This window comes from Kitasatospora papulosa, from assembly GCF_000717245.1.
GTDB classification, from domain to species: Bacteria; Actinomycetota; Actinomycetes; order Streptomycetales; family Streptomycetaceae; genus Streptomyces; species Streptomyces papulosus.
The window spans coordinates 606,026-625,805 of sequence record NZ_JNYQ01000004.1 but is presented as its reverse complement, the minus strand read 5'-3'; the positions used below and the strand labels follow the sequence as shown (position 1 = coordinate 625,805).

The 19,780-nt window shown below is 71.0% G+C and carries 17 protein-coding genes; 11 read left to right on the top strand and 6 right to left on the bottom strand.

The features are described 5' to 3' along the window. Positions 1-97 precede the first annotated feature (97 nt). Together IA22_RS0114010 and IA22_RS0114005 are read right to left on the bottom strand one after the other, a co-directional pair. Positions 98-1,309 carry a pyridoxal phosphate-dependent aminotransferase gene (locus IA22_RS0114010; protein ID WP_030123800.1) on the bottom strand — a complete coding sequence of 404 codons (1,212 nt, stop codon included), beginning with the start codon at positions 1,307-1,309 and terminating at the stop codon, positions 98-100. Positions 1,310-1,569: 260 nt separating this feature from the next. Continuing rightward, on the bottom strand, positions 1,570-2,382 hold the full coding sequence (locus tag IA22_RS0114005; RefSeq protein WP_014154367.1) for an arylamine N-acetyltransferase family protein: 813 nt from the start codon (positions 2,380-2,382) through the stop codon (positions 1,570-1,572). Between the two features lie 229 nt (positions 2,383-2,611). Between IA22_RS0114005 and IA22_RS0114000 the strand changes: the two genes are divergently transcribed. Beyond that, on the top strand, positions 2,612-3,457 hold the full coding sequence (locus tag IA22_RS0114000; protein WP_030123799.1) for a S1 family peptidase: 846 nt from the start codon (positions 2,612-2,614) through the stop codon (positions 3,455-3,457). Positions 3,458-3,500: 43 nt separating this feature from the next. Here IA22_RS0114000 and IA22_RS0113995 read toward each other — a convergent pair whose 3' ends face one another. After that, entirely contained in the window at positions 3,501-5,123 is a 1,623-nt protein-coding gene (locus IA22_RS0113995) for an N-acyl-D-amino-acid deacylase family protein (RefSeq protein ID WP_030123798.1), read from the bottom strand. Between the two features lie 40 nt (positions 5,124-5,163). Beyond that, positions 5,164-6,465, bottom strand: a complete 1,302-nt coding sequence (locus IA22_RS0113990; RefSeq protein ID WP_030123797.1) for an alanine racemase — start codon at positions 6,463-6,465, stop codon at positions 5,164-5,166. A gap of 138 nt (positions 6,466-6,603) precedes the next feature. Between IA22_RS0113990 and IA22_RS0113985 the strand changes: the two genes are divergently transcribed. From IA22_RS0113985 to IA22_RS0113970, 4 genes are all read left to right on the top strand, one after another. Beyond that, positions 6,604-7,653 (top strand): sugar kinase, encoded by a 1,050-nt coding sequence (locus tag IA22_RS0113985; RefSeq protein WP_030123796.1) that lies wholly within the window; start codon positions 6,604-6,606, stop codon positions 7,651-7,653. Then, positions 7,650-8,408, top strand: coding sequence for an IclR family transcriptional regulator (locus IA22_RS0113980; protein ID WP_014154362.1), 759 nt, complete (start codon positions 7,650-7,652; stop codon positions 8,406-8,408). Before IA22_RS0113985 ends, IA22_RS0113980 begins: the two co-directional genes overlap by 4 nt. Before the next feature lie 6 nt (positions 8,409-8,414). Next, positions 8,415-8,825 (top strand): RidA family protein, encoded by a 411-nt coding sequence (locus IA22_RS0113975; protein WP_014154361.1) that lies wholly within the window; start codon positions 8,415-8,417, stop codon positions 8,823-8,825. Between the two features lie 159 nt (positions 8,826-8,984). After that, positions 8,985-10,457, top strand: a complete 1,473-nt coding sequence (locus tag IA22_RS0113970) for a GntP family permease (protein ID WP_030123795.1) — start codon at positions 8,985-8,987, stop codon at positions 10,455-10,457. A gap of 4 nt (positions 10,458-10,461) precedes the next feature. On the opposite strand, the gene IA22_RS0113965 is transcribed toward IA22_RS0113970, so the two are convergent. Further along, a complete protein-coding gene (locus IA22_RS0113965; RefSeq protein WP_038272253.1) occupies positions 10,462-12,150 on the bottom strand; it encodes a serine/threonine-protein kinase in 1,689 nt (562 codons plus the stop codon). Positions 12,151-12,329: 179 nt separating this feature from the next. Between IA22_RS0113965 and IA22_RS0113960 the strand changes: the two genes are divergently transcribed. Beyond that, positions 12,330-13,637: an Nramp family divalent metal transporter gene (locus tag IA22_RS0113960; RefSeq protein WP_030123793.1), complete on the top strand. Its 1,308-nt coding sequence runs from the start codon at positions 12,330-12,332 to the stop codon at positions 13,635-13,637. 79 nt (positions 13,638-13,716) lie between these two features. On the opposite strand, the gene IA22_RS0113955 is transcribed toward IA22_RS0113960, so the two are convergent. Continuing rightward, entirely contained in the window at positions 13,717-15,447 is a 1,731-nt protein-coding gene (locus IA22_RS0113955; RefSeq protein ID WP_030123792.1) for a chitinase, read from the bottom strand. A gap of 542 nt (positions 15,448-15,989) precedes the next feature. Between IA22_RS0113955 and IA22_RS0113950 the strand changes: the two genes are divergently transcribed. The 5 genes from IA22_RS0113950 to IA22_RS0113930 all read left to right on the top strand — a co-directional run bounded on the left by IA22_RS0113950 (position 15,990) and on the right by IA22_RS0113930 (position 19,769). Continuing rightward, entirely contained in the window at positions 15,990-16,874 is an 885-nt protein-coding gene (locus IA22_RS0113950) for a hypothetical protein (protein WP_234318622.1), read from the top strand. Positions 16,875-16,958: 84 nt separating this feature from the next. Continuing rightward, a complete protein-coding gene (gene cpaB, locus IA22_RS0113945) occupies positions 16,959-17,663 on the top strand; it encodes a Flp pilus assembly protein CpaB (RefSeq protein ID WP_014154355.1) in 705 nt (234 codons plus the stop codon). A gap of 7 nt (positions 17,664-17,670) precedes the next feature. After that, positions 17,671-18,948, top strand: a complete 1,278-nt coding sequence (locus IA22_RS0113940) for a CpaE/TadZ family protein (RefSeq protein WP_030123790.1) — start codon at positions 17,671-17,673, stop codon at positions 18,946-18,948. Continuing rightward, a complete protein-coding gene (locus IA22_RS0113935) occupies positions 18,945-19,358 on the top strand; it encodes a TadE family protein (RefSeq protein ID WP_014154353.1) in 414 nt (137 codons plus the stop codon). The genes IA22_RS0113940 and IA22_RS0113935 overlap by 4 nt, the downstream gene beginning before the upstream one ends. A gap of 6 nt (positions 19,359-19,364) precedes the next feature. Then, a complete protein-coding gene (locus IA22_RS0113930) occupies positions 19,365-19,769 on the top strand; it encodes a TadE/TadG family type IV pilus assembly protein (protein WP_030123788.1) in 405 nt (134 codons plus the stop codon). The last annotated feature ends 11 nt before the right edge of the window (positions 19,770-19,780 follow it).

Below are 19,780 nucleotides of genomic sequence, written 5' to 3'. Positions count from 1 at the left end.
GCCTCCTGGTGTTGCAGTAAGGCCATCCTATCTTGGATTCAGTCTAAAGTTGTGTCGGATCCGGAAGGATCTCGGGTGCGGGGGCCGTACGGGCCGGTCAGGGCTGGCTGTAGCCGTCCAGGAAGTTTCCGATACGGGTCACCGCGTCGGTCAGGTCCTTCGCCGGCGGCAGCGTGACCACCCGGAAGTGATCGGGCTCGGGCCAGTTGAATCCGGTGCCCTGCACCACCATGATCTTCTCGGCCCGCAGCAGGTCGAGGACCATCTGCCGGTCGTCCTTGATCTTGAAGACCTTGGGGTCGAGCCTCGGGAAGAGGTACAGCGCCCCCTTCGGCTTCACGCAGGTCACCCCGGGGATCCGGGTCAGCAGGTCGTACGCCACGTCCCGCTGTTCCAGGATCCGGCCGCCCGGCAGCACCAGTTCGTTGATCGACTGCCGCCCGCCGAGCGCGGTGGCCACCGCGTGCTGCGCGGGCATGTTGGCGCACAGCCGCATGTTGGCCAGGATCGTCAGGCCCTCGATGTACGAGGTCGCGTGCGCCTTCGGGCCGCAGACCGCCATCCAGCCGGAGCGGTATCCCGCGATCCGGTAGTTCTTGGAGAGCCCGTTGAAGGTGAGCACCATCAGGTCCGGGGCGATCGCGGCGGTCGGGGTGTGCGTCGCGCCGTCGTAGAGGATCCGGTCGTAGATCTCGTCGGAGCAGACGACCAGGTTGTGGCGCCGGGCGATCTCCGTCAGCCCGCGCAGCATCTCGTCGTCGTAGACCGCGCCGGTCGGATTGTTCGGGTTGATGATCACCAGCGCCTTGGTGCGGTCGGTGATCTTCCGCTCGATGTCGGCGAGGTCGGGCATCCAGTCGGCCTGCTCGTCGCACCGGTAGTGCACCGCCGTGCCGCCGGCCAGCGAGACCGAGGCCGTCCACAGGGGGTAGTCCGGAGCGGGGACGAGCACCTCGTCGCCGTCGTCGAGCAGTGCCTGCATCGACATCTGGATCAGCTCGGAGACGCCGTTGCCCAGGTAGACGTCCTCGACGTCCAGGTCGATGCCCTTGGTCTGGTAGTGCTGCATCACCGCGCGGCGCGCGGACAGCAGGCCCTTCGCGTCGCCGTAGCCGTGCGCGCCGGACAGGTTGCGCAGGATGTCCTCGAGGATCTCCGGCGGGCACTCGAACCCGAACGCGGCCGGGTTCCCGGTGTTCAGCTTGAGGATGCGATGACCTGCGGCTTCGAGCCGCATCGCTTCCTCGAGGACGGGGCCGCGGATCTCGTAACAGACGCCGGAGAGCTTCGTTGACTGGATGACCTGCATGTCTGCGAGCTTACGACCGTGTTTCGCGCGGTGCTCCCGGTTCCCCGGCCGGTTGCTCCCTACGGGCACGCGCGTCGGCGGGCGGGGTCTTCCATCGGCATGCCGCCCCGGCCGCGGACCGTGGGAACGGCCGGTCGGGGCGGCGCTGCGGCTTGGAAAGCGGGCATCGGGCACGTACCGGGTGAGATGCGCCACGCGGGGGCGCGCACGTGACCCGGGGCGCGCCCCCGCGGACCGGCCCGCGCCCGCCGGCGCCCCGGTCAGCCGGGCAGGACGGTCCCCTCGGGAAGGTGTACGTCGAAGTCCTCGGCCAGCACCCGCAGCACCTCGGCGGGGCCGGACAGCTCCCGCTCCGCGACCGTGCCGTCGTCGGCGGTCTCCACCAGCGTCCGCCCGGACAGGGCGCGGTGCAGGCCCGGCAGGGTGCGCTGGGCGTACAGCGCCTGCCGGAACGGCGAGCGCGGGTTCGTCGCGATGTGCCAGTTGATGACCTCGTAGTCCGGGGCCTCGAAGGGCTCCAGGGTGAACTCGTACTGCGGCTCCCAGTAGCCGCCCTTGTCCGCCTGGAGTTCCCACATCTCCAGCGGACCGTCGTGCGGGGCGTGCACGAGCCGGTGGCGCCTCGGGGTGTCGAGCAGTTCGGCGTCCACGGCCAGCGGGATCGGCTCCAGCAGCGCGCCGTGCGAGCCGAAGCCGACGTCGGCGAGGTAGGAAACGGGCTCACCCTCCACGTCCACCTGCATCAGCATGTGCGTACGGGGCCTGATGTCACCGGGCGCGGCGCCCACCACCACCCGCGCGGTCAGCAGCGTCACCCTGAATCCGAGCTGGTTCAGGGCGGCGGCGAGGAGGGTGTTGTGCTCGTAGCAGTACCCGCCGCGGTCACCGCGGACGAGCTTCCTCTCCAGGTCCGGGAGCGCGAGGGAGGGGGCGCTGCCGAGTAGGGGTTCCAGATTCTCGAACGGGATGCCCAGCATGTGGGCGCGGTGCACGGACCGCAGCACCTCCACGGTGGGGCGGCGCTCCCCGGACCAGCCGATGCGGGCGAAGTAGGCGTCGAGGTCGAGTGTCATACCCCGACAGTACGCAGACGGCTCAGGGGTTTTCACGTGCTCCGGGCGCGCAGAAGGGGAGGGGAACACGCCTCCGCCATGCCCTGCCGGACGTGCGGCGCCCGGCCCGCGGGCACGGTCGGGGCGCGGCTTGAATTCGCCCCTTGTCGGCCCTCCCTCCCGTAGGCCAACATGCGCATGTCAAACCGGAAGAACTCCGGTCACTGGCGCATCTGGAGGGGACCCCCACATGAAGAAGCCTCTGGTCGGCGCAGTTCTTTCCGTCCTGTTCCTCGGGGCGGGCATCGCACCTGCGGCGGCGTCCACGGCCACGGATCAGGGCGGGGCCGAAGTCCGCGCCAAGGCCGTCACCTTCGCCGGCACGGTCGCGCTGAGCAACTGCTCCGGCTCGGTCGTCCGGGCGCCGTCGTCGCAGCCGGGCGACCCCGCCCTGGTCCTGTCCAACGGCCACTGCCTGGAGACCGGTTTCCCGGCACCGGGCCAGGTCGTGCTCAACAGGGCGTCGACCCGCAGCTTCACCCTGCTGAACGCGGCGGGCAGCGGTGTCGGCACCCTGCGGGCATCCAAGATCGCGTACGGGACGATGACGGACACCGACGTCTCGCTGTACCAACTCACCCGCACCTACGCCCAGATCGAGAGCTCCTACGGCATCAAGGCCCTCGAGCTCGACACCGCCCGCCCGACCCAGGGCAAGGCGATCACCGTCGCCTCCGGCTACTGGAAGCGCACCTACAGCTGCGCCGTCGACGGGTTCGCCTACCGGCTCAAGGAGGGTGCCTGGACCTGGAAGGACTCGGTCCGCTACACCTCCGCCTGCCAGACCATCGGCGGCACGTCGGGGTCCCCGGTGATCGACAACGCGACCGGCAAGGTCGTCGCCGTCAACAACACCGGCAACGAGGACGGGCAGCAGTGCACGGACAACAACCCGTGCGAGGTGTCCGAGAACGGCACCGTGACCGTGCGCAAGGGCATCAACTACGCCCAGCAGACGTACAACATGGTGCCGTGCATCGGCACCGGCAACCAGATCGACCTGAACCGGGCGGGCTGCGCACTGCCCAAGCCGTAGCGAGCGGGGCGGGGGCGGCCGCGCCGGCCGCCCCCGCGTTCCCTCAGGCCCGCGCGCGGCCCGTGCCCCGGACCGCCCGGCCCGCGAGGGTGGAGGTGCGCTTCCCGTCCTCGACGACGAAGCGGCCGTCGATCAGGACGTGCGGGATGCCCACCGGCAGGACACGCGGCTCCTCGAAGGTCGATCCGGCCGCCACGGTGGCCGGATCGAAGAGGACGAGGTCCGCGCGGTATCCCTCGCGGACGAGGCCGCGGTCCGGCAGACGCAGACGCGCGGCCGGCCGGGAGGTGAGGTGGGCGACGCACTCCTCCAGGGAGAGGATGCCCAGCTCCCTCACGTAACGGCCGAGGTACTGGGGGAACGTGCCGTAGGCGCGGGGGTGCGGCTTGTCGCCCTGGAGGATGCCGTCGCTGCCGCCGGTGTGGACCCGGTGGCCCATGATCCGGCGGACGTTCTCCTCGTGGCCGACGTGCTGCAGGATCGTCGTGCCGAGCCTGTCCTCGACCAGCACCCGACGGGCCGTCACCCAGGGTTCCTCGCCACGCAGCCGCGCCGACTCGGCGACCGTCCGGCCCACGTATCCGGACAGGTCAGGGTTGTTGACCCCGGAGATCTCTATCGAGTCCCACTCGATCGGGACCCCGTGGCAGCCGTCGGAGCCCACGACCTCCACGTGGTGGCGGATCCGCTCGGCCGTCCCCTCGTCCGCGAGCCGGGTCAGGATCGATTCCGGCCCGCCCTCGCTCGACCAGCTCGGCAGCATCGCCACGAGCGTCGTGCACCCCGGCGTGTACGGGTAGGTGTCCAGGGAGATGTCCGCGCCCGCCGCGAGGGCCTCGTCCAGGAGGTTCAGGAGCTCGGGGGCCTTCCCCTTGTTCACGCCGAAGTTCATGGTGGCGTGCGCGAGGTGGAGGGCGCATCCGGCGTCGCGGGTGAGCTGCACCATCTCCTCGTACGCCTGGAGGGCCCCGGCGCCGTACGAGCGGTGATGGGGGCAGTAGTAACCGTCGTGCGCCGCCACCACCCGGCACAGCTCGGTGAGTTCGGCGTCCTTCGCGTACATCCCCGGCGTGTAGGTCAGGCCCGAGGACATGCCGACCGCGCCCTCGGCCATGCCCTGGGCGACGAGCTCCCTCATGCGGTCCAGCTCGGCGTCGGTGGCGGGGCGGTCGTCCCAGCCGACGGCGAGCATCCGGACCGTCCCCTGCGGGATCAGGTAGGCGGCGTTGACGGCGATGCCCTGGCCGCCGAAGTTGCGGTCGAGGCGGTCCAGATAACCGCCGACGGTGCGCCAGTCGAAGTCGATGTCGCTGCCGTCGCCGTTCCAGCCGGCGATGGAGCGGCGGACCTCGGCGAGGGTGCGGTCGTCGGCGGGGGCGTACGACAGGCCGTCCTGGCCGAGGACCTCCAGGGTGACGCCCTGGGCGGCCTTCGCGCTGTGGTCGGGGTCGCGCAGCAGGGCGAGGTCGCTGTGCGCGTGCATGTCGATGAAGCCCGGCGACAGTGCGAGGCCGTCGGCGTCCAGGGTGCGGGCGGCGGTGAGGCGTGGGCCGTCGCCCTCCCGGCGGATCTCGGTGATCCGGCCGTCCGTGATGGCCACGTCGGCGCGGTAGGAGGGGGTACCGGTGCCGTCGACGACGCGGGCGTCGCGGATGACCAGGTCCATGGGAGGTCGCCTTTCGGGTGGGGGAGAGGTCCCGCCGGGATCAGAAGAAGGTGCGGATGTAGTCGGTGACGGTGCCGTCCGCCTCCACCAGCGGGATCAGCTGCCACTTGTCGAACGACGTGCAGGGGTGGGACAGACCCATGCCGATCCAGTCGCCGACCTCCAGCTCGGCGCCCGGATCCGTGCGGACCCAGCCGTGCTGGTCGGACAGCCCGCTGACGGTGATCCCGGTGGCGGGCCGCACCGAGCCGTCGCGGGCGGAGCGCACGACCTGCGCCTCGGGGAGGTCCAGGTCGTAGGCGGCGTCCCGCTTCCCGGCGTTGACGAAGGCCTGCTCGGGAGTGGGGCGGGAGACCACCTGCGCCCAGAGGCGGAAGGAGGGCTGCAGCGCGCCCTCCTCGGGAATCCGGTTGAAGGGCGTGAGGTGGCGGTAGTGGCCGTCGTCGTGGCTGACGTACGCGCCGGAGCGCAGCAGCCTGCACACGGGCCGGCTCAGCGAGGGGATCCCGGCGAAGACGTCGGCGACCGCGTCGAACCACGCGCTGCCGCCCGCGCTGACCAGGATCTCCTGGTCGTCGGCCAGCTCGTCGAAGCGGCCCGCCGCGTCGAAGTCCGCGGCGAGTGCGACGAGCCGGCGCAGCCACTCCCGCACCCGCTCGGGGGAGGCGTCCGGCACCTCGCCCTCGTACCCGGCGACGCCCACCAGGCGCAGGGTGGACGTGGCGGCCACCGCGTCGGCGACCGCCGCGCAGTCGGCCTCCGTGCGGGCGCCGGTACGGGCGCCCTGGCCGGCCCCCAGCTCCACCACCACGTCGACCGGGCGCACGGCGCCGGCCGCGCGCAGGGCCTCGTCCATCAGCTCGACGCCGCGCACGGAGTCCACGTAGCAGGCGAAGACGAAGTCCGGGTCGCCGTCCAGCTCGCCGGCCAGCCAGCGCAGCGCCACCGCGTCGACGAGCTCGTTGGCGAGGAAGATCCGCCGGATGCCGTGGGCGCGGTACACCCGGGCCTGGTGGGGGACGGCGGCGGTGATGCCCCAGGCGCCGTACTCCAGCTGGCGGGCGAACAGCTGCGGGGACATCGAGGTCTTGCCGTGCGGCGCGAAGGCGAGGCCGTGCCGCTCCGCGTACGTCTCCAGCAGGGCGAGGTTGGCCTCGACCGACTCGGCGGACAGGGCCAGCACCGGGGTGGTGAAACCGCCCGTGAAGAGATCGCGGCGCTCGGCAGCCAGGGCGCCGACGGTCAGCCCCTCCGCGTCGGGCGGCAGCGCCTTGAAGCGGTGGTCGACCACTTCGGCCGCGAGGGCCGTCAGGGACTGTTCGGCGGACTGCTGGGCGGCCAAGGGATCCTCCTCGGGAACTCGATCGTTGCATTGTCTGCAACGGTCATTGCGCATATCGCTTAACGCTGTCTAACATCCGAGCCGATGCCGGGTCAATGGTGAGCACCGGCGCCCACGGCCGACGAAGAGGAGCCCAGAGTGTCCGGATCCGCAGCCAGGACAGCCACCGCGGACGTCGTCTGCCTCGGCGAGTCCATGGTGACGTTCCTGCCCTCGCAGCCCGGCCGCCTCGCCGACGTCCCCTCCTTCGGCCGGGGCATCGGCGGCGCGGAGTCCAACGTCGCCTGCGCCCTCGCCGCCGCCGGCCACCGGGCGAAGTGGGTCGGCAGGGTCGGCGCCGACGGCTTCGGCGACCACCTCGTCGACGCCATCGCGGGCTACGGGGTCGACACCTCCGCCGTGCGCCGCGACCCCGACCGCCCCACCGGCATCTACTTCCGCACGGCGACGGACCGGGCCACCGACGCCCACGAGGTGGCGTACTACCGCGCCGGCTCCGCGGCCTCCGCGATGTCCCCGCACAACGTCCCGTACGACGACCTCCTGAACACCCGCGTCCTGCACCTGTCCGGCATCACCGCCGCGCTCTCCGCCGACTGCCTGGCCCTGCTCCACGACCTCACCGCCCCCCGCGACGGCCGCCCCCTCATCTCCTTCGACGTCAACCACCGCCCCGGTCTGTGGCGCGAGGGAGAGGCCGGCCCCGAGGTGCTGCTCGCCCTCGCCCGCCGCAGCGACCTCGTCTTCGTCGGGGAGGACGAGGCGGAGGAGGCCTGGGGCGTCCACGGCACCGAGGCGATCCGCGCGGCCCTGCCGGAACCGGACGTGCTGGTCGTGAAGCGGGGAGCCGACGGCGTCACCGTCTTCTCCCGCTCCGGCGGCGGCGACACCGTCACCACCGTCCCCTCCCTGCGCGTCGACGTCGTCGCCGCCGTCGGCGCCGGTGACGCCTTCGCCGCCGGGTTCCTCTCCGCCACCCTGCGCGACCTGCCCGTACGCGACCGCGCCCGGCACGGCCACCTCATGGCCGCGGCCGTCCTCACCGTCCCCGGCGACCTCACGGGCCCCCCGCCCCGCGCGTACGCCGACCGGCTCGCCGCCCTGGACGACGAGGCCTGGGGCACACTTCGTCTCGGCCCCGGATGGACCGTCGCCGACGGGGCGAACGAGGAGGTACGAGTCACATGAGCCAGACCGTCGACCGCGCGCTGAGCATCCTGCCGCTGCTCGCCCAGGGCCCCGCCGACCTCGGCCAGGTCGCCGAACGGCTCGGCGTCCACAAGTCCACGGCACTGCGCCTGCTCCGTACGCTCCACGAACACGGCCTGGTCTACCGCCAGGAGGACCAGCGCTACCGCCTCGGCGCACGTCTCTTCGCGCTCGCGCAGGAAGCCGTCGAGAACCTCGACGTACGCGAGATCGCCCACAGCCACCTCGTCGCGCTCAACGAACAGTGCGGGCACACCGTCCACCTCGCGGTGTACGAGGAGAACGAGGTCCTCTACATCGACAAGGTCGAGAGCCGCTACCCCGTGCGGATGTACTCACGGATCGGCAAACCCGTCGCGATCACCGTCGCCGCGGTCGCCAAACTGCTCCTCGCCGACCTCACCGAGCCCGAACGGCGCGCGATCGCCGAACGGCTCGACTACCCCATGTACACGTCCCGTTCGCTCCCGAACGCCGGTGCCTTCCTGAAGGAACTCGCCGTCGTGCGCGAACAGGGCTGGGCCACCGACCTCGGTGGCCACGAGGAGTCGATCAACTGCATCGGCGCCCCCATCCGGGGCGCCGACGGACGGGTCGTCGCCGCCATGTCGGTGTCCGCACCGAACGTGGTCGTCACGGCCGAGGAACTCCTCACCCTGCTCCCCCTGGTGCGACGCACCGCGGACACCATCAGCCGGGAGTACTCCGGTACCACCCCCACCAAGAAAGCCTGAACCGTCATGACCGAGAAGACCGCCCTCACCCCCAGCACCCACACCGCCCCGCCGGCGAAGTTCTCGCACGGCGTGAAGAAGGGGAACATCCTCCAGGTCGCCGGTCAGGTCGGCTTCCTGCCCGCCGTGGAGGGCCAGGCCCCGACCCCGGCCGGCCCCACCCTGCGCGAGCAGACCCTGCAGACCTTCGCCAACGTCAAGGCGATCCTGGAGGAGGGCGGGGCGAGCTGGGACGACGTCATGATGATGCGCGTCTACCTCACCGACGTCGACCACTTCGCCGAGATGAACGCGATCTACAACGAGTACTTCGAGGAGCAGGGCCTCACGGCCCCCGCCGCCGCGCGTACGACGGTGTACGTCGGCCTCCCCGCGGGACTGCTCATCGAGATCGACGCGCTCGCGGTCCTCGGCTGATCCTCTGATCCGCCGGCCGGCGGTCCGCCCCCGGACACCCGGCTCCCCGAACCGCCCCGCCTCACGGCACGGCACCCCCTTCCCCTTCCGTACGGGGGTGCCGTGCCGCGCTCCTCCCTGCCCCGAAGGACCCCCTGTCACCACCGGAGTTGACCGCTCATGCTGCTCGCCGCCGCCCCCGCCCCCGAGGCCCCACCCCACACCGGTGGACTGCTCCTCCTGATCGGCGGGACCCCCGGTCTGCTGACCGTCGCCGCGCTCGGGATCGCACTCCTGCTCTTCCTGATCATCAAGGTCAGGCTGCAGCCGTTCGTCGCGCTGCTCGCCGTGTCCATAGCCGTCGGCCTGGGTGCCGGTCTCTCCGTCACCGAACTCTTCGGCACGGTCCAGAAGTCCGCCGCCGTGTCCGTCATCGAGTCCGGCATGGGCGGCATCCTCGGACACGTCGCGATCATCATCGGCCTCGGCACGATGCTCGGCGCGATCCTCGAGGTGTCCGGCGGCGCGGAGGTCCTGAGCGCCCGTCTGCTGAACCTCTTCGGTGAGAAGCGCGCCCCGCTCGCCATGGGACTCACCGGCCTCATCTTCGGTATCCCGGTCTTCTTCGACGTCGGCATCTTCGTCCTCGCGCCGATCGTGTACGCCGCCGCCAAGCGCTCCGGCAAGTCCGTCGTCCTGTACGCGATGCCACTGCTGGCCGGTCTCTCCATGACCCACGCGTTCCTGCCCCCGCACCCCGGACCGGTCGCCGCCGCGGGCCTCTTCAACGTCTCCCTCGGCTGGGTCATCCTGATGGGTGCCCTCGTCGGTATCCCGTCCGTCCTCGCCGCCTGGGGCTACGCCGCCTGGATCGGCAAGCGCATCTTCGTCGAGGTGCCGCAGGACATGGTCGAGGCCGCGGAGGAGTCGAAGGCGGCGGTCGTCGCCGAACAGCGCGCCGCCGGGGTCACCCCGCACGAGAAGCCCGTTTTGCTGGGCACCGTGCTGGCGATCATCGGCACCCCGCTGATCCTCATCCTGGCCGCGACGTTCTCCTCCATCGCACTGGACCCCTCCACGCCGCGCTCCGTCATCGAGTTCTTCGGCAACCCCTTCGTCGCGCTGACGATCGCCCTGTTCCTCGCCTACTACCTGCTGGGCATCCGGCGCGGCTGGTCCCGCAAGTCCCTGGAGTCGGTCTCCACCGCCTCCCTGAAGCCCGTCGGCAACATCCTGCTGGTCGTCGGCGCGGGCGGGATCTTCGGAGCGGTGCTCAAGGGCAGCGGCATCGCCGACGCCCTCGCCGACACCTTCAACGACGTGGGCCTGCCGGTCATCCTGCTCGCCTGGCTGATCTCCGTCGTCCTGCGGGTCGCGCAGGGTTCCGCCACCGTCGCCATCGTCACCACCGCCGGCATCGTCGTCCCGCTCGTCGAGGGCCAGGACATGTCGCAGGCGCACCTCGCGCTGATCATCATGGCGATCTCGGCCGGCTCCATCTTCGCCTCGCACGTCAACGACGGCGGGTTCTGGATGGTCTCGAAGTACTTCGGCATCTCCGAGCGCGACACCCTCAAGACCTGGACGGTCCTGGAGACGGTGCTCTCGGTCGCCGGCTTCGTGGTCGCCGCGGCGCTGAGCCTGGTGATCTAGGGACTCACGCCGATCCGGGACGTACGGACGCCCGTACGTCCCGGACCCGCGTGACGCGGAGCGCCGTCCCGACGTCGTCCCCCAGCGGGCATGCGCCGGTGTCCGCACCCCGGCCCGCGACGACGGCGGCACTCGTGCCCGCGCCCATGCCGCCCGTCTCCGTGTCGCCGTCCCCGTCCGGCCTGTTGACCAGCCAGAGGACCAGGGCGACGACCGCGAGCACCAGCAGCCAGCCCACGGCCGACGACGCCTTCCTCGACGGAGCGGGGGCGGGTGGAGGCGTCCGGGCCGGATCCGGGCCGGACGCCGGCCGGGGCGGCGTCCCGGAGGCGGCTCCCGCCGAGGCGGACGACGCCCCGGAGGCCTGCTGGCGGGCCCTGGCCCTGGCGGCCCTCTCCCGCGCCTTCGCCTCGGCCTCCTCGCGTGCCTGCCTCTCGGCCTGCTCCCGCTCCTTCTTCCCGGCCTCCTCCCGCGCGAGCCTCTCCGCGTTCTCCCGCTCCTTCTTCCCGGCCCGCCTCCGCTCCTCCTCGGCCTTCCTCCGCGACAGCTCCTGCTGCCACTCCTGCTCGCGCAGCCGCTCCTGGACGAGCCGGGCCCGCTCGCGCTCCACCCGTTCCTTCTCCGCCCGCGCCTCCTCGGCCCGCTCCCTCTCGGCGCGCTCGCGCTCGGCCTGCTCCCGTTCCCGCGTGTACACGCGGGTCGGGTCGGACGGCGGGACGGCACCCGCGCGCCGGACGACCGTGATCCCCTCGGGGTCCGGAGCGTCAGCGCCCGTGCCGGCGCCACGCGCCAGGTCCCGTCCCTGACGCTCGTACGCACCGATCAGGTCCGTCCAGCGCTGCGGCAGCCAGCGGCGGCCGTCCTGTGACACCGGAAGCCCGGCCAGGGACTGCCGGAAGCGTGCCAGCATCTCCGCCGGGACCGGCCGCTGCGCGGGGTCGGCCGCCAGACAGGGGCGGATCAGCGCCGTCAGTTCCTTGGGCAGACCGTCGAGGTCGAGCTGGCCCCGCTGCACCTGCGCCAGCAGGGCCAGCGTGTCACTGCCGTCCCGGTACGGGGGCCTGCCGAGCGCCAGGTGGAACAGGGTCGCCCCGAGCGAGTACACGTCCGACGCCTCGGTCGACGGTTCGCCCCGCGCCTGCTCCGGCGAGGTGAAGGCGATCGTGCCCAGCGTGAGGCTCGTGCGGGTGAGGTCGTTCGCGTGCGAGATGCCGAAGTCGATCACGCGCGGACCGGGGAGCGGCAACAGGATGTTCTGCGGCTTGAGGTCCCGGTGGATGATGCCCTCGCGGTGCAGCGTGACCAGCGCCTCCGCGGTACCCGCCGCCAGCCACTGGACCGCCGAGGCCGGCAGCACCCCAGCGGTGCGCACCAGCTCGGAGAGCGGTGGCGCGGCGATGTAGTCGATCGCCATCCACGGCAGTTCCGCCTGCGGATCGGCGTCCCGCACCCGAGCGGTGAACGCGCTGTCGATGCGCTGCGCCAGGCCCACCTCGCGCGTGAACCGCCGCCGGTCGACCTCACCGACGACGCCCTCGGAGAGCAGCGTCTTCACCGCCACCAGCTGCCCCTCGGCGTTCCGGGCGAGGTAGATGCGCCCCATGCCGCCGGAAGCCAGCCTCCCGATCAGTTCGTACCTGCCGAGCGTCGCCGGATCCCCGCCTCCCAGCGGATCGACTCGCGCGCCTGTCATGTCACTTCCCCCGTCCAGCGCCCCACGGTCCAGCGCGACAAGCGTCCCACGGGGACGGGGGGCGCGCACCGTTATCCCCTGTCACGGAACGTCCACAGCTGTCCTGGTGAAGAGAGGGCCTGGCGGGGGTATCACATGCCCCCTTGTGCGAACCCGGTCTTTGCGCTTCTTTGATCGACATGGCCGAGACGAGCGACACCACAGAGACCGGGGAGCTGGACTCCCGTCCACGTAGATCCAGTTGGAAGTACATCGGGCCCGGCATCGTCGTCGCGGCGACGGGAGTCGGAGCCGGCGACCTGGTCGCGACCCTCATCGCGGGCAGCAAATTCGGCTACACCCTCATGTGGGCGGCGGTGATCGGCTGTCTCGTCAAGATCTCCCTCGCGGAGGCGGTGGGCCGCTGGCACCTCGCGACCGGCCGCACCCTCTTCGACGGCTGGCGCACCCTCGGCGGCTGGACCACCGGCTACTTCGCCGTGTACGTCGTCGTCTGGGGCTTCGTCTACGGCGCGACGGCCATGTCCTCCAGTGCCCTGCCCATCGTGGCGCTCTTCCCCGACGGACCCGGCCTCAAGACCTGGGCGATCGTCACCGGACTGGTCGGCCTGGTCTTCGTCTGGTTCAACCAGTACGCGGTCTTCGAGAAGGTCATGACGGTCCTCATCGGCGTCATGTTCGTCGTCGTGGTCTACGTCGCGATCCGGGTGGTGCCGGACGTCGGCGCCTCCTTCGCCGGGCTGCTCCCGGTGCTCCCGGACGGCTCGCTGATCTACACGCTCGGGCTGATCGGCGGGGTCGGCGGCACGATCACCATGGCGGCGTACGGGTACTGGGTGAACGCGAAGGGCTGGTCCGACTCCTCCTGGATGAAGGTGATGCGGATCGACAACCGGGTCGCCTACCTCACGACCGGCATCTTCGTCGTCGCGATGCTCATCGTCGGTGCCGAGCTGCTGCACGCCTCGCAGATCGCCCTGACGAAGGGCGACCGGGGTCTGATCGACCTCGGCACGGTCCTCGAGGGCCGCTTCGGCGCGGGCACCGCGAAGCTCTTCCTGGTCGGATTCTTCGCGACGTCGTTCTCGTCGCTCATCGGCGTCTGGCACGGCGTGAGCCTGATGTTCGCCGACTTCGTCGAGCGGATCCGGGCCGCCGGCCGTGGTGACCGGGACGTGGAGAGGGCGGGCAGCGACACCGTGGGACGGCAGGAGCGGTCCGTGCCCTTCCGCGCGTACCTGCTCTGGCTGACGTTCCCGCCGATGACGCTGCTGTGGCTGGACGAGCCGTTCGGGCTGGTCATCGGCTACGGGGTGCTGGGGGCGTTCTTCATGCCGTTCCTGGCCCTGACCCTGCTGTGGCTGCTGAACTCCTCCCGCACACCGCGGGAGTGGCGCAACGGCTGGCTCAGCAACGGGATGCTGGGCGCGGCGGGGCTTCTGTTCGTCGTGCTGTGCGTCCAGCAGGTGCGCGAACTGCCCTGGTGACATCCGCGTACGGATCCCCCCGCACACAGCAGCGCCGCCGGGGGAGCGGCGGCGCTGCTGGACCGAAGGGCCGGTGGGGCTACGGCAGGCCGTGGACGTGCGGGCCGACCGCGTTGGACCAGGCGTTTCCGGCGGTGGCGTCCCAGTTGGTGGACCAGGTCATCGCGCCGCGCAGGGCCGGGTAGGTCCTAGAGGGCTTGAAGGAACCACAGCTCGTGCCCTTGGTGAGGCAGTCCAGGGCCGCGTTCACGACGGACGGGGCGACGTAGCCGCTGCCCGCGCCGCGGGTGGAGGCCGGGACGCCGAGGCCGACCTGGGACGGGGCGAGGCCGCCCTCCAGCTGGATGCAGGCGAGTGCGGTGAGGAAGTCCACCGAACCCTGGGAGTAGACCTTGCCGTCGCAGCCCAGCATCGAACCGCTGTTGTAGTACTGCATGTTGACGACGGTCAGGATGTCCTTGATGTTGAGCGCCGTCTTGAAGTACTCACCGGAGGTCGACTGCATGTCGATGGTCTGCGGCGCCATCGTGATGACGAGGCCGGAGCCCGCCTTCGACGAGAGCGAGCGCAGGGCCTTCGTCATGTAGGTGGAGTTGAGGCCGTTCTCCAGGTCGATGTCGACGCCGTTGAAGCCGTACTCCTGGATGAGCGCGTACACCGAGTCGGCGAAGGCGGTCGCGGAGGCGTCGCTGTTGACCGCGACGGACCCCTTCTCGCCGCCCACGGAGATGATGACGTTCTTGCCGGCGGCCTGCTTGGCCTTGATGTCGGCCTTGAACTGGGCGACGGTGTAGCCGTTCAGCCCCGCCGAGTCCAGGTTGAAGGTGACCGCGCCGGGCGTGGCGGTGGCGTCCGCGAAGGAGACGGCGATGATGTCGTAGTTCGCGGGGACGTCGCTGAGCTTCTGGACGGTGGCGCCGTTGTTGAAGTTCTGCCAGTAGCCGGTCACCGCGTGCTTGGGCACCGAGGTCGTGGGGCCGCCCGGGTCGGTGGTCTTCGCCGTACGGCCGCTGACGGTGGCCGACTTCACCGACTCACCCGCGGCGTTGGTGGCGCTGACGGCGAACTGGTAGGCGGTGTCGGCCGCCAGCCCCGTCACCGTCGCGGAGGTGCCGGTGGACGTGGTCGCCTTCGTGCCGTTCCGGTAGACGGTGTACCCGGTCGCGCCGGAGACGGCGTTCCAGCTCAGGGCGATCGAGGACGTGGTGGTGGCCCCCACGGTCAGCCCGGCGGGGGACCCGGGGACCGAGGGCTCCGGATCGGTGCCGCCGCCGCCGTCCGGGCCGGTCACCTGGACGTCGTCCGCGAAGTACGCGGCCTGGCCGTACCAGCCGTGGGTGTAGACGGTCACGGAGGTGGTCGAGGGACCCGTGGTGAAGCTCGTCCTCAGCTGCGTCCAGCTGCTCGACCCGGGCGTCCAGGTGGAGACGTCCGTGGTCCCGGTGCCGCTCGCGCCGAGGTAGGCGTAACCGCCCTGCACCCAGGAGCTCAGCGCATAGGTCGAGTTGGGCTTCACGGCCACGGTCTGCGTGCACTTGGCGTTGTCCTGCCCAGCCGGGGAGGCCTTGAGCGCGGAGGTACCGCCGTGCACGGGGGAGGAGACGGTGGTGCCGCTGCCGCCGGAACAGGTCCAGTTGGCGAGCCCTGACTCGAATCCGGCGTTCTTGGCCACGTTGACGTCGGCGGCCTGCGCACTGGTCGCGAGCCCGGTGACGGCCAGCGCCCCTGCCGCGACGACGGCGACCGCCCCGCCGAGGAGAGGCCGGACCCGGCTCCTTCTGTGTCTGCTGCTGCCTGCGGAGCGTTCCACTTGCTGCCTCCGGTGGGGGAGTTGGGGGTGCTGGCGGAAACGGTGGCCACCGTTGGCCGATAAACTGGTCCAGACCAATCGAGTTGTCAAGACCTCTGGCGGCGCGGATGCCTACGACGTGCCGGGCGAGGGGCCGGGCGGCACCCGCGCACACCTTCGGGTGGCCGTTCGCGGAACGTCGGGCGTGCACTCGCGCGGGTGACTCTGCGGGGGTGTCCGGAACGTGACGGCCGCGATATCGCGGAAGGCCCTGGAAAGCGACTGCCGTCCGCTCTGACGTGGGCGGATCAATTCCCCGGCATTTCAAACCGGTTCGAACGGAGTAACTCTATGCAGTGGTGCAGAAGTTAACCACTTTGCTTTTCGTCCGATTTCGTACGGACGCGTAGCGAACGCCTGTGCCGCACGTCTTCGTACTGGGTTCCGATATCTGTTCTCTGCCCGCTCTGACGTGGTTAAAGTGCTGGGGAAAGAAGCACGGAGCAGGAGCGATTGCGGCCGAAGTCGTCACCGACGACGGCCGGGGCCGAACGGGGAAGAGCGTGCCGACCGCAATAGCAGTGACCAGTGCCGATCTGGTGCTTCCGCCGACCGATCAGCAGACACCCACGGCGGCCACGCTGCAGGCACCCGAGGCCCAGTCCCTCGACCTCGCGATCGGTGACATGAACCTGCTCCTGGAGCAGCACGGTCACGTCGTCGCGGTCTACCCCGCCGGCATCGGCGCCGCCCACGAACGCAGGCTCCACGCCATCCGCTCGGTCCTGGAGAGCGACCGCATCGCCCTGCTCAGGACCGACCTGCCACCCCTGGGCGTCGCCGTACTCGTACGCCAGCTGCGCCAGCTCTCCGTCTGCGACTTCAGCCCCGGAGTGGTGGCCTCGGCGGCCCGCCTGCTCGCCCACTACATCCACGCCGGAGCACTGCTGAACTCCGTGGCCAGGCTCGACCGGGTGCCCGTCAGCCTCAAGACCCACGCCAAGTCCTGGGTCCCGGGATCACAGTTCGCCGTGCTCGCCGGCCCCAGCCCGCAACTCGTCAGGATCAGCCCGTCGGCCGAACCGCCCACCGGCCCGCCGTTCACCACCCAGCTGATGGTCGCCAAGGGGCAGCTGACCTCCGAATGGGTCCAGCAGACCCTCGCCCCGGCCTGGGGTGTACAGGCCGTCCAGGAGTGCGCCCTGCCCTCCGGTTCACCGCGCTGGTGGGGAACGGGGAAGCTGGTGGAATTCGCGTCCTTCCTTCCGGACATCTCCGTGATCTACCAGCTCGTTTCCTCCGTGCGCCGGGAAAACTGCCACTGGTGCGGAATGGAGCTCATCGGCGACCGCTGCGCGTTCTGTTCCTCCCCGCTCGCCCCGCCGGAGAACCGAAAACACTCCCCGGGTGTCCTGAGCCATGGAGCACCCGCACCGCCCGCCACCTAGCGCGCCCCGGGCTCTCCGCAGACACCGCGCATCCCTCTCTGTCCGCTGCTCCACGCATCCGATTCGAACGAGGTTGTCCGGCCCATGAACTCCCGCCAGCGCCGCGGCGTGATACTCCTGCTCCTGTCGGTCCTGTGCGCCTTCGCAGCCTTCGCCGGAGTCCTCTCGGTGATCAGCGACGTGAACTCGAAGGTCGGTCCCGAGGTCGACGCCTACCGGCTCAAGGACAACGTGGCCCCGTACACGGCCCTGTCCGCCAAGCAGTTCGAGAAGGTCTCCATGCCGAAACGCTGGCTGTCGGAGAACGCCGTCACGGAGATCGACGAGGTCGACGGCAAGATCGCCGTCACCGAACTGCGGGCGGGCTCCCTGATGCAGTCGGACATGATGGTCAGCAGCCCCGAACTGCGCCCGGGTGAGCAGGAGATCGCCATCATGATCGATGCCGCCACCGGCGTGGCCGGCAAGATCCGGCCCAACGACAAGGTGAACATCTACGCCACCTTCGCAGCCGAACGGGACGGCGAGGTGCCCCAGTCCAAGATCATCGTCTCCAACGCGAAGGTCCTGGACGTCGGTGAACTGACCGCCCTGGAGCCCAGGAAGGACGACCGGAACCAGGCGGCCGAGGCCGTGCCGATCACCTTCGCGCTCGACACGCTCGACACGCAGCGAGTGGCCTACGCCGAGTCGTTCGCCCAGCACGTGCGTCTCGCGCTGATCGCCCCGGGCAGTGACGGCGTCGTCCGCCCCGGCGACCGGACCTACACGCTCGACAAGGACAAGTGAGGATGGGATGACCACCAGAATCCTCCCGGCGGTCGGCGACCCCGACGCGGCCAGGTCCGTGACCACCCTGCTCAGCCAGCTCCCCGACGCGGAGCCGGCCGCCCCGGTCGGTGACTCCACGCAGCTCATCGACACCCTCGCCCGCCTCGCCGGCGAGGCCATCGAGGAACTGCCCGAGGTCGTACTCGTCCACGAGCGGATCGGCCCGGTGCCCGCGCTGGAGCTGATCCGGGAGGTCTCCCTGCGATTCCCCGCGGTGGGGGTCGTCCTGATCACCGCCGACGCCAGCCCCGGGCTCTTCGCCGCGTCCATGGACGCCGGAGCGCGGGGCCTGGCCACCCTGCCCCTGAGCTACGAGGAGCTCGCCAACCGCGTCCAGGCCGCCGCACTGTGGTCCACGGGCGTCCGACGCCACCTCGGCACGGGCGGAGACGTGTTCACCGGCCCCGGGGGAACGGTCGTCACGGTGACCGGGGCCAAGGGCGGCGTCGGCGCGACCGTCACCGCCGTACAGCTGGCCCTGGCCGCGCAGGCCTCCGGTTACACCGCCGCACTCGTCGACCTGGACCTCCAGACCGGCGACATCGCCGCCTACCTCGACGTGCAGTTCCGGCGTTCCGTCGTCGACCTGGCCGCCATCACCGACATATCCCCGCGGGTCCTCTCCGACGCCGTGTTCTCCCACGACAGCGGCCTGGCGCTGCTGCTGGCCCCCGGGGAGGGGGAACGCGGCGAGGAGGTCAGCGACCGCGCGGCCCGCCAGATCGTCAGCGCCCTGCGCTCACGGTACGAGGTCGTCGTCATCGACTGCGGAAGCCAGATGAACGGGGCCAACGCCGCGGCGATCGAGATGGCCGACACCGCCGTGCTGGTGACGACACCGGACGTCGTCGCCGTGCGGGGCGCCAAGCGCATCGTACGGATGTGGGACCGCCTCCAGATCCGCAAGGCGGAGGAGACGGTCACCCTCGTCAACCGCTTCAACCGCAACACGGAGATCCAGCCGCCGCTCATCCAGCGGATCACCGGCACCAGGATGTCGGGCACGGCGGTCCCGGCGAACTTCAAGGAACTCCAGGGCGTGGTGGACTCCGGCCGGATGCACGAACTGGACCCACGCTCCACCGTGAAACAGGCCCTCTGGGCCCTGGCGGGAGAGCTCGGACTGGTGAAGCCTGCCCAGGGAGCGGAGCCGCGAGGCGGCGGCATGCTGCGCGGCGACAGGGGCTCGATCGGGGGCCGTAGGCGCAAGGGCGGAACGACCAGCGGGGGAGGCCGGAAGTGAAGCGACGCACAGGAGAACCCGACCGGATACGGGCGCGGCCAGGAGGTGACCGCGGTCAGCTGAGCATCGAGTTCACCGGGATGGTCCCGATCATCCTGGTGACGCTGGTGCTGCTCTGGCAGGCCGTCCTGGTGGGCTACACCTTCACCCTGGCGAGCGGCGCGGCCGACGAAGGCGTACGCAAGGCCGTCGCGGCGGACGGGGACCGCTGGGGCAGGTGCGAGGCGGCCGTGTACGAACGGCTCCCGAGCGCCTGGGAAGGACCGGCTGAGATCCGCGACTGCGGGGCCGGGGGCGACGACGTGGTCACCGCCACCATCACCCTGAAGGCACCCGTCCTGTTCCCCGGCTTCGCCAGCCTCCCCATCCCCGTCACGGCAACGGCCGGCGCGGCCGCGGAAGGGAAGTGACGCGTCATGGCACCCGTACGCACCCCCCGCGCGGCCGGACGGACGGCGCACAGGGCCAGGGGCGGGGACCGCGGCTCCACCGCCCTCGAATACCTGGGCTTCCTCCCCGTCCTCATCCTCATCGGCCTCGCCGGGATCCAGCTGGGACTGATCGCCTACACCGCGCAGCAGGCCGGCACCGGAGCCAGGGCCGCCGCCCGCACCGCCGCGCAGGAGGACGTCTCCGGGTCCTACGCGCGGGTCGGAAGGGCGTCCATGACCGGCTGGGTCGCCGAACGGTCCCGCATCGCCCCGCCCACGGGAGGCGACTCCGTCACCGTGACGGTCACCGTCACCGTCCCGGACGTCCTCCTCGGCCTGCTCGGGGACCGGAGCGTCGAGAAGTCCGCCACCATGCCCCGCGACGACTGAGCGCACCCACC

Coding starts and splice junctions, on each gene's coding strand:
- IA22_RS0113960 (WP_030123793.1), top strand. CDS start 12,330: ATGGCCGAGACGAGCGACACCACAGAGACCGGGGAGCTGGACTCCCGT.
- IA22_RS0113965 (WP_038272253.1), bottom strand. CDS start 12,150: ATGACAGGCGCGCGAGTCGATCCGCTGGGAGGCGGGGATCCGGCGACG.
- IA22_RS0113930 (WP_030123788.1), top strand. CDS start 19,365: ATGGCACCCGTACGCACCCCCCGCGCGGCCGGACGGACGGCGCACAGG.
- IA22_RS0113970 (WP_030123795.1), top strand. CDS start 8,985: ATGCTGCTCGCCGCCGCCCCCGCCCCCGAGGCCCCACCCCACACCGGT.
- IA22_RS0114005 (WP_014154367.1), bottom strand. CDS start 2,382: ATGACACTCGACCTCGACGCCTACTTCGCCCGCATCGGCTGGTCCGGG.
- IA22_RS0113940 (WP_030123790.1), top strand. CDS start 17,671: ATGACCACCAGAATCCTCCCGGCGGTCGGCGACCCCGACGCGGCCAGG.
- cpaB (WP_014154355.1), top strand. CDS start 16,959: ATGAACTCCCGCCAGCGCCGCGGCGTGATACTCCTGCTCCTGTCGGTC.
- IA22_RS0114010 (WP_030123800.1), bottom strand. CDS start 1,309: ATGCAGGTCATCCAGTCAACGAAGCTCTCCGGCGTCTGTTACGAGATC.
- IA22_RS0114000 (WP_030123799.1), top strand. CDS start 2,612: ATGAAGAAGCCTCTGGTCGGCGCAGTTCTTTCCGTCCTGTTCCTCGGG.
- IA22_RS0113995 (WP_030123798.1), bottom strand. CDS start 5,123: ATGGACCTGGTCATCCGCGACGCCCGCGTCGTCGACGGCACCGGTACC.
- IA22_RS0113980 (WP_014154362.1), top strand. CDS start 7,650: ATGAGCCAGACCGTCGACCGCGCGCTGAGCATCCTGCCGCTGCTCGCC.
- IA22_RS0113975 (WP_014154361.1), top strand. CDS start 8,415: ATGACCGAGAAGACCGCCCTCACCCCCAGCACCCACACCGCCCCGCCG.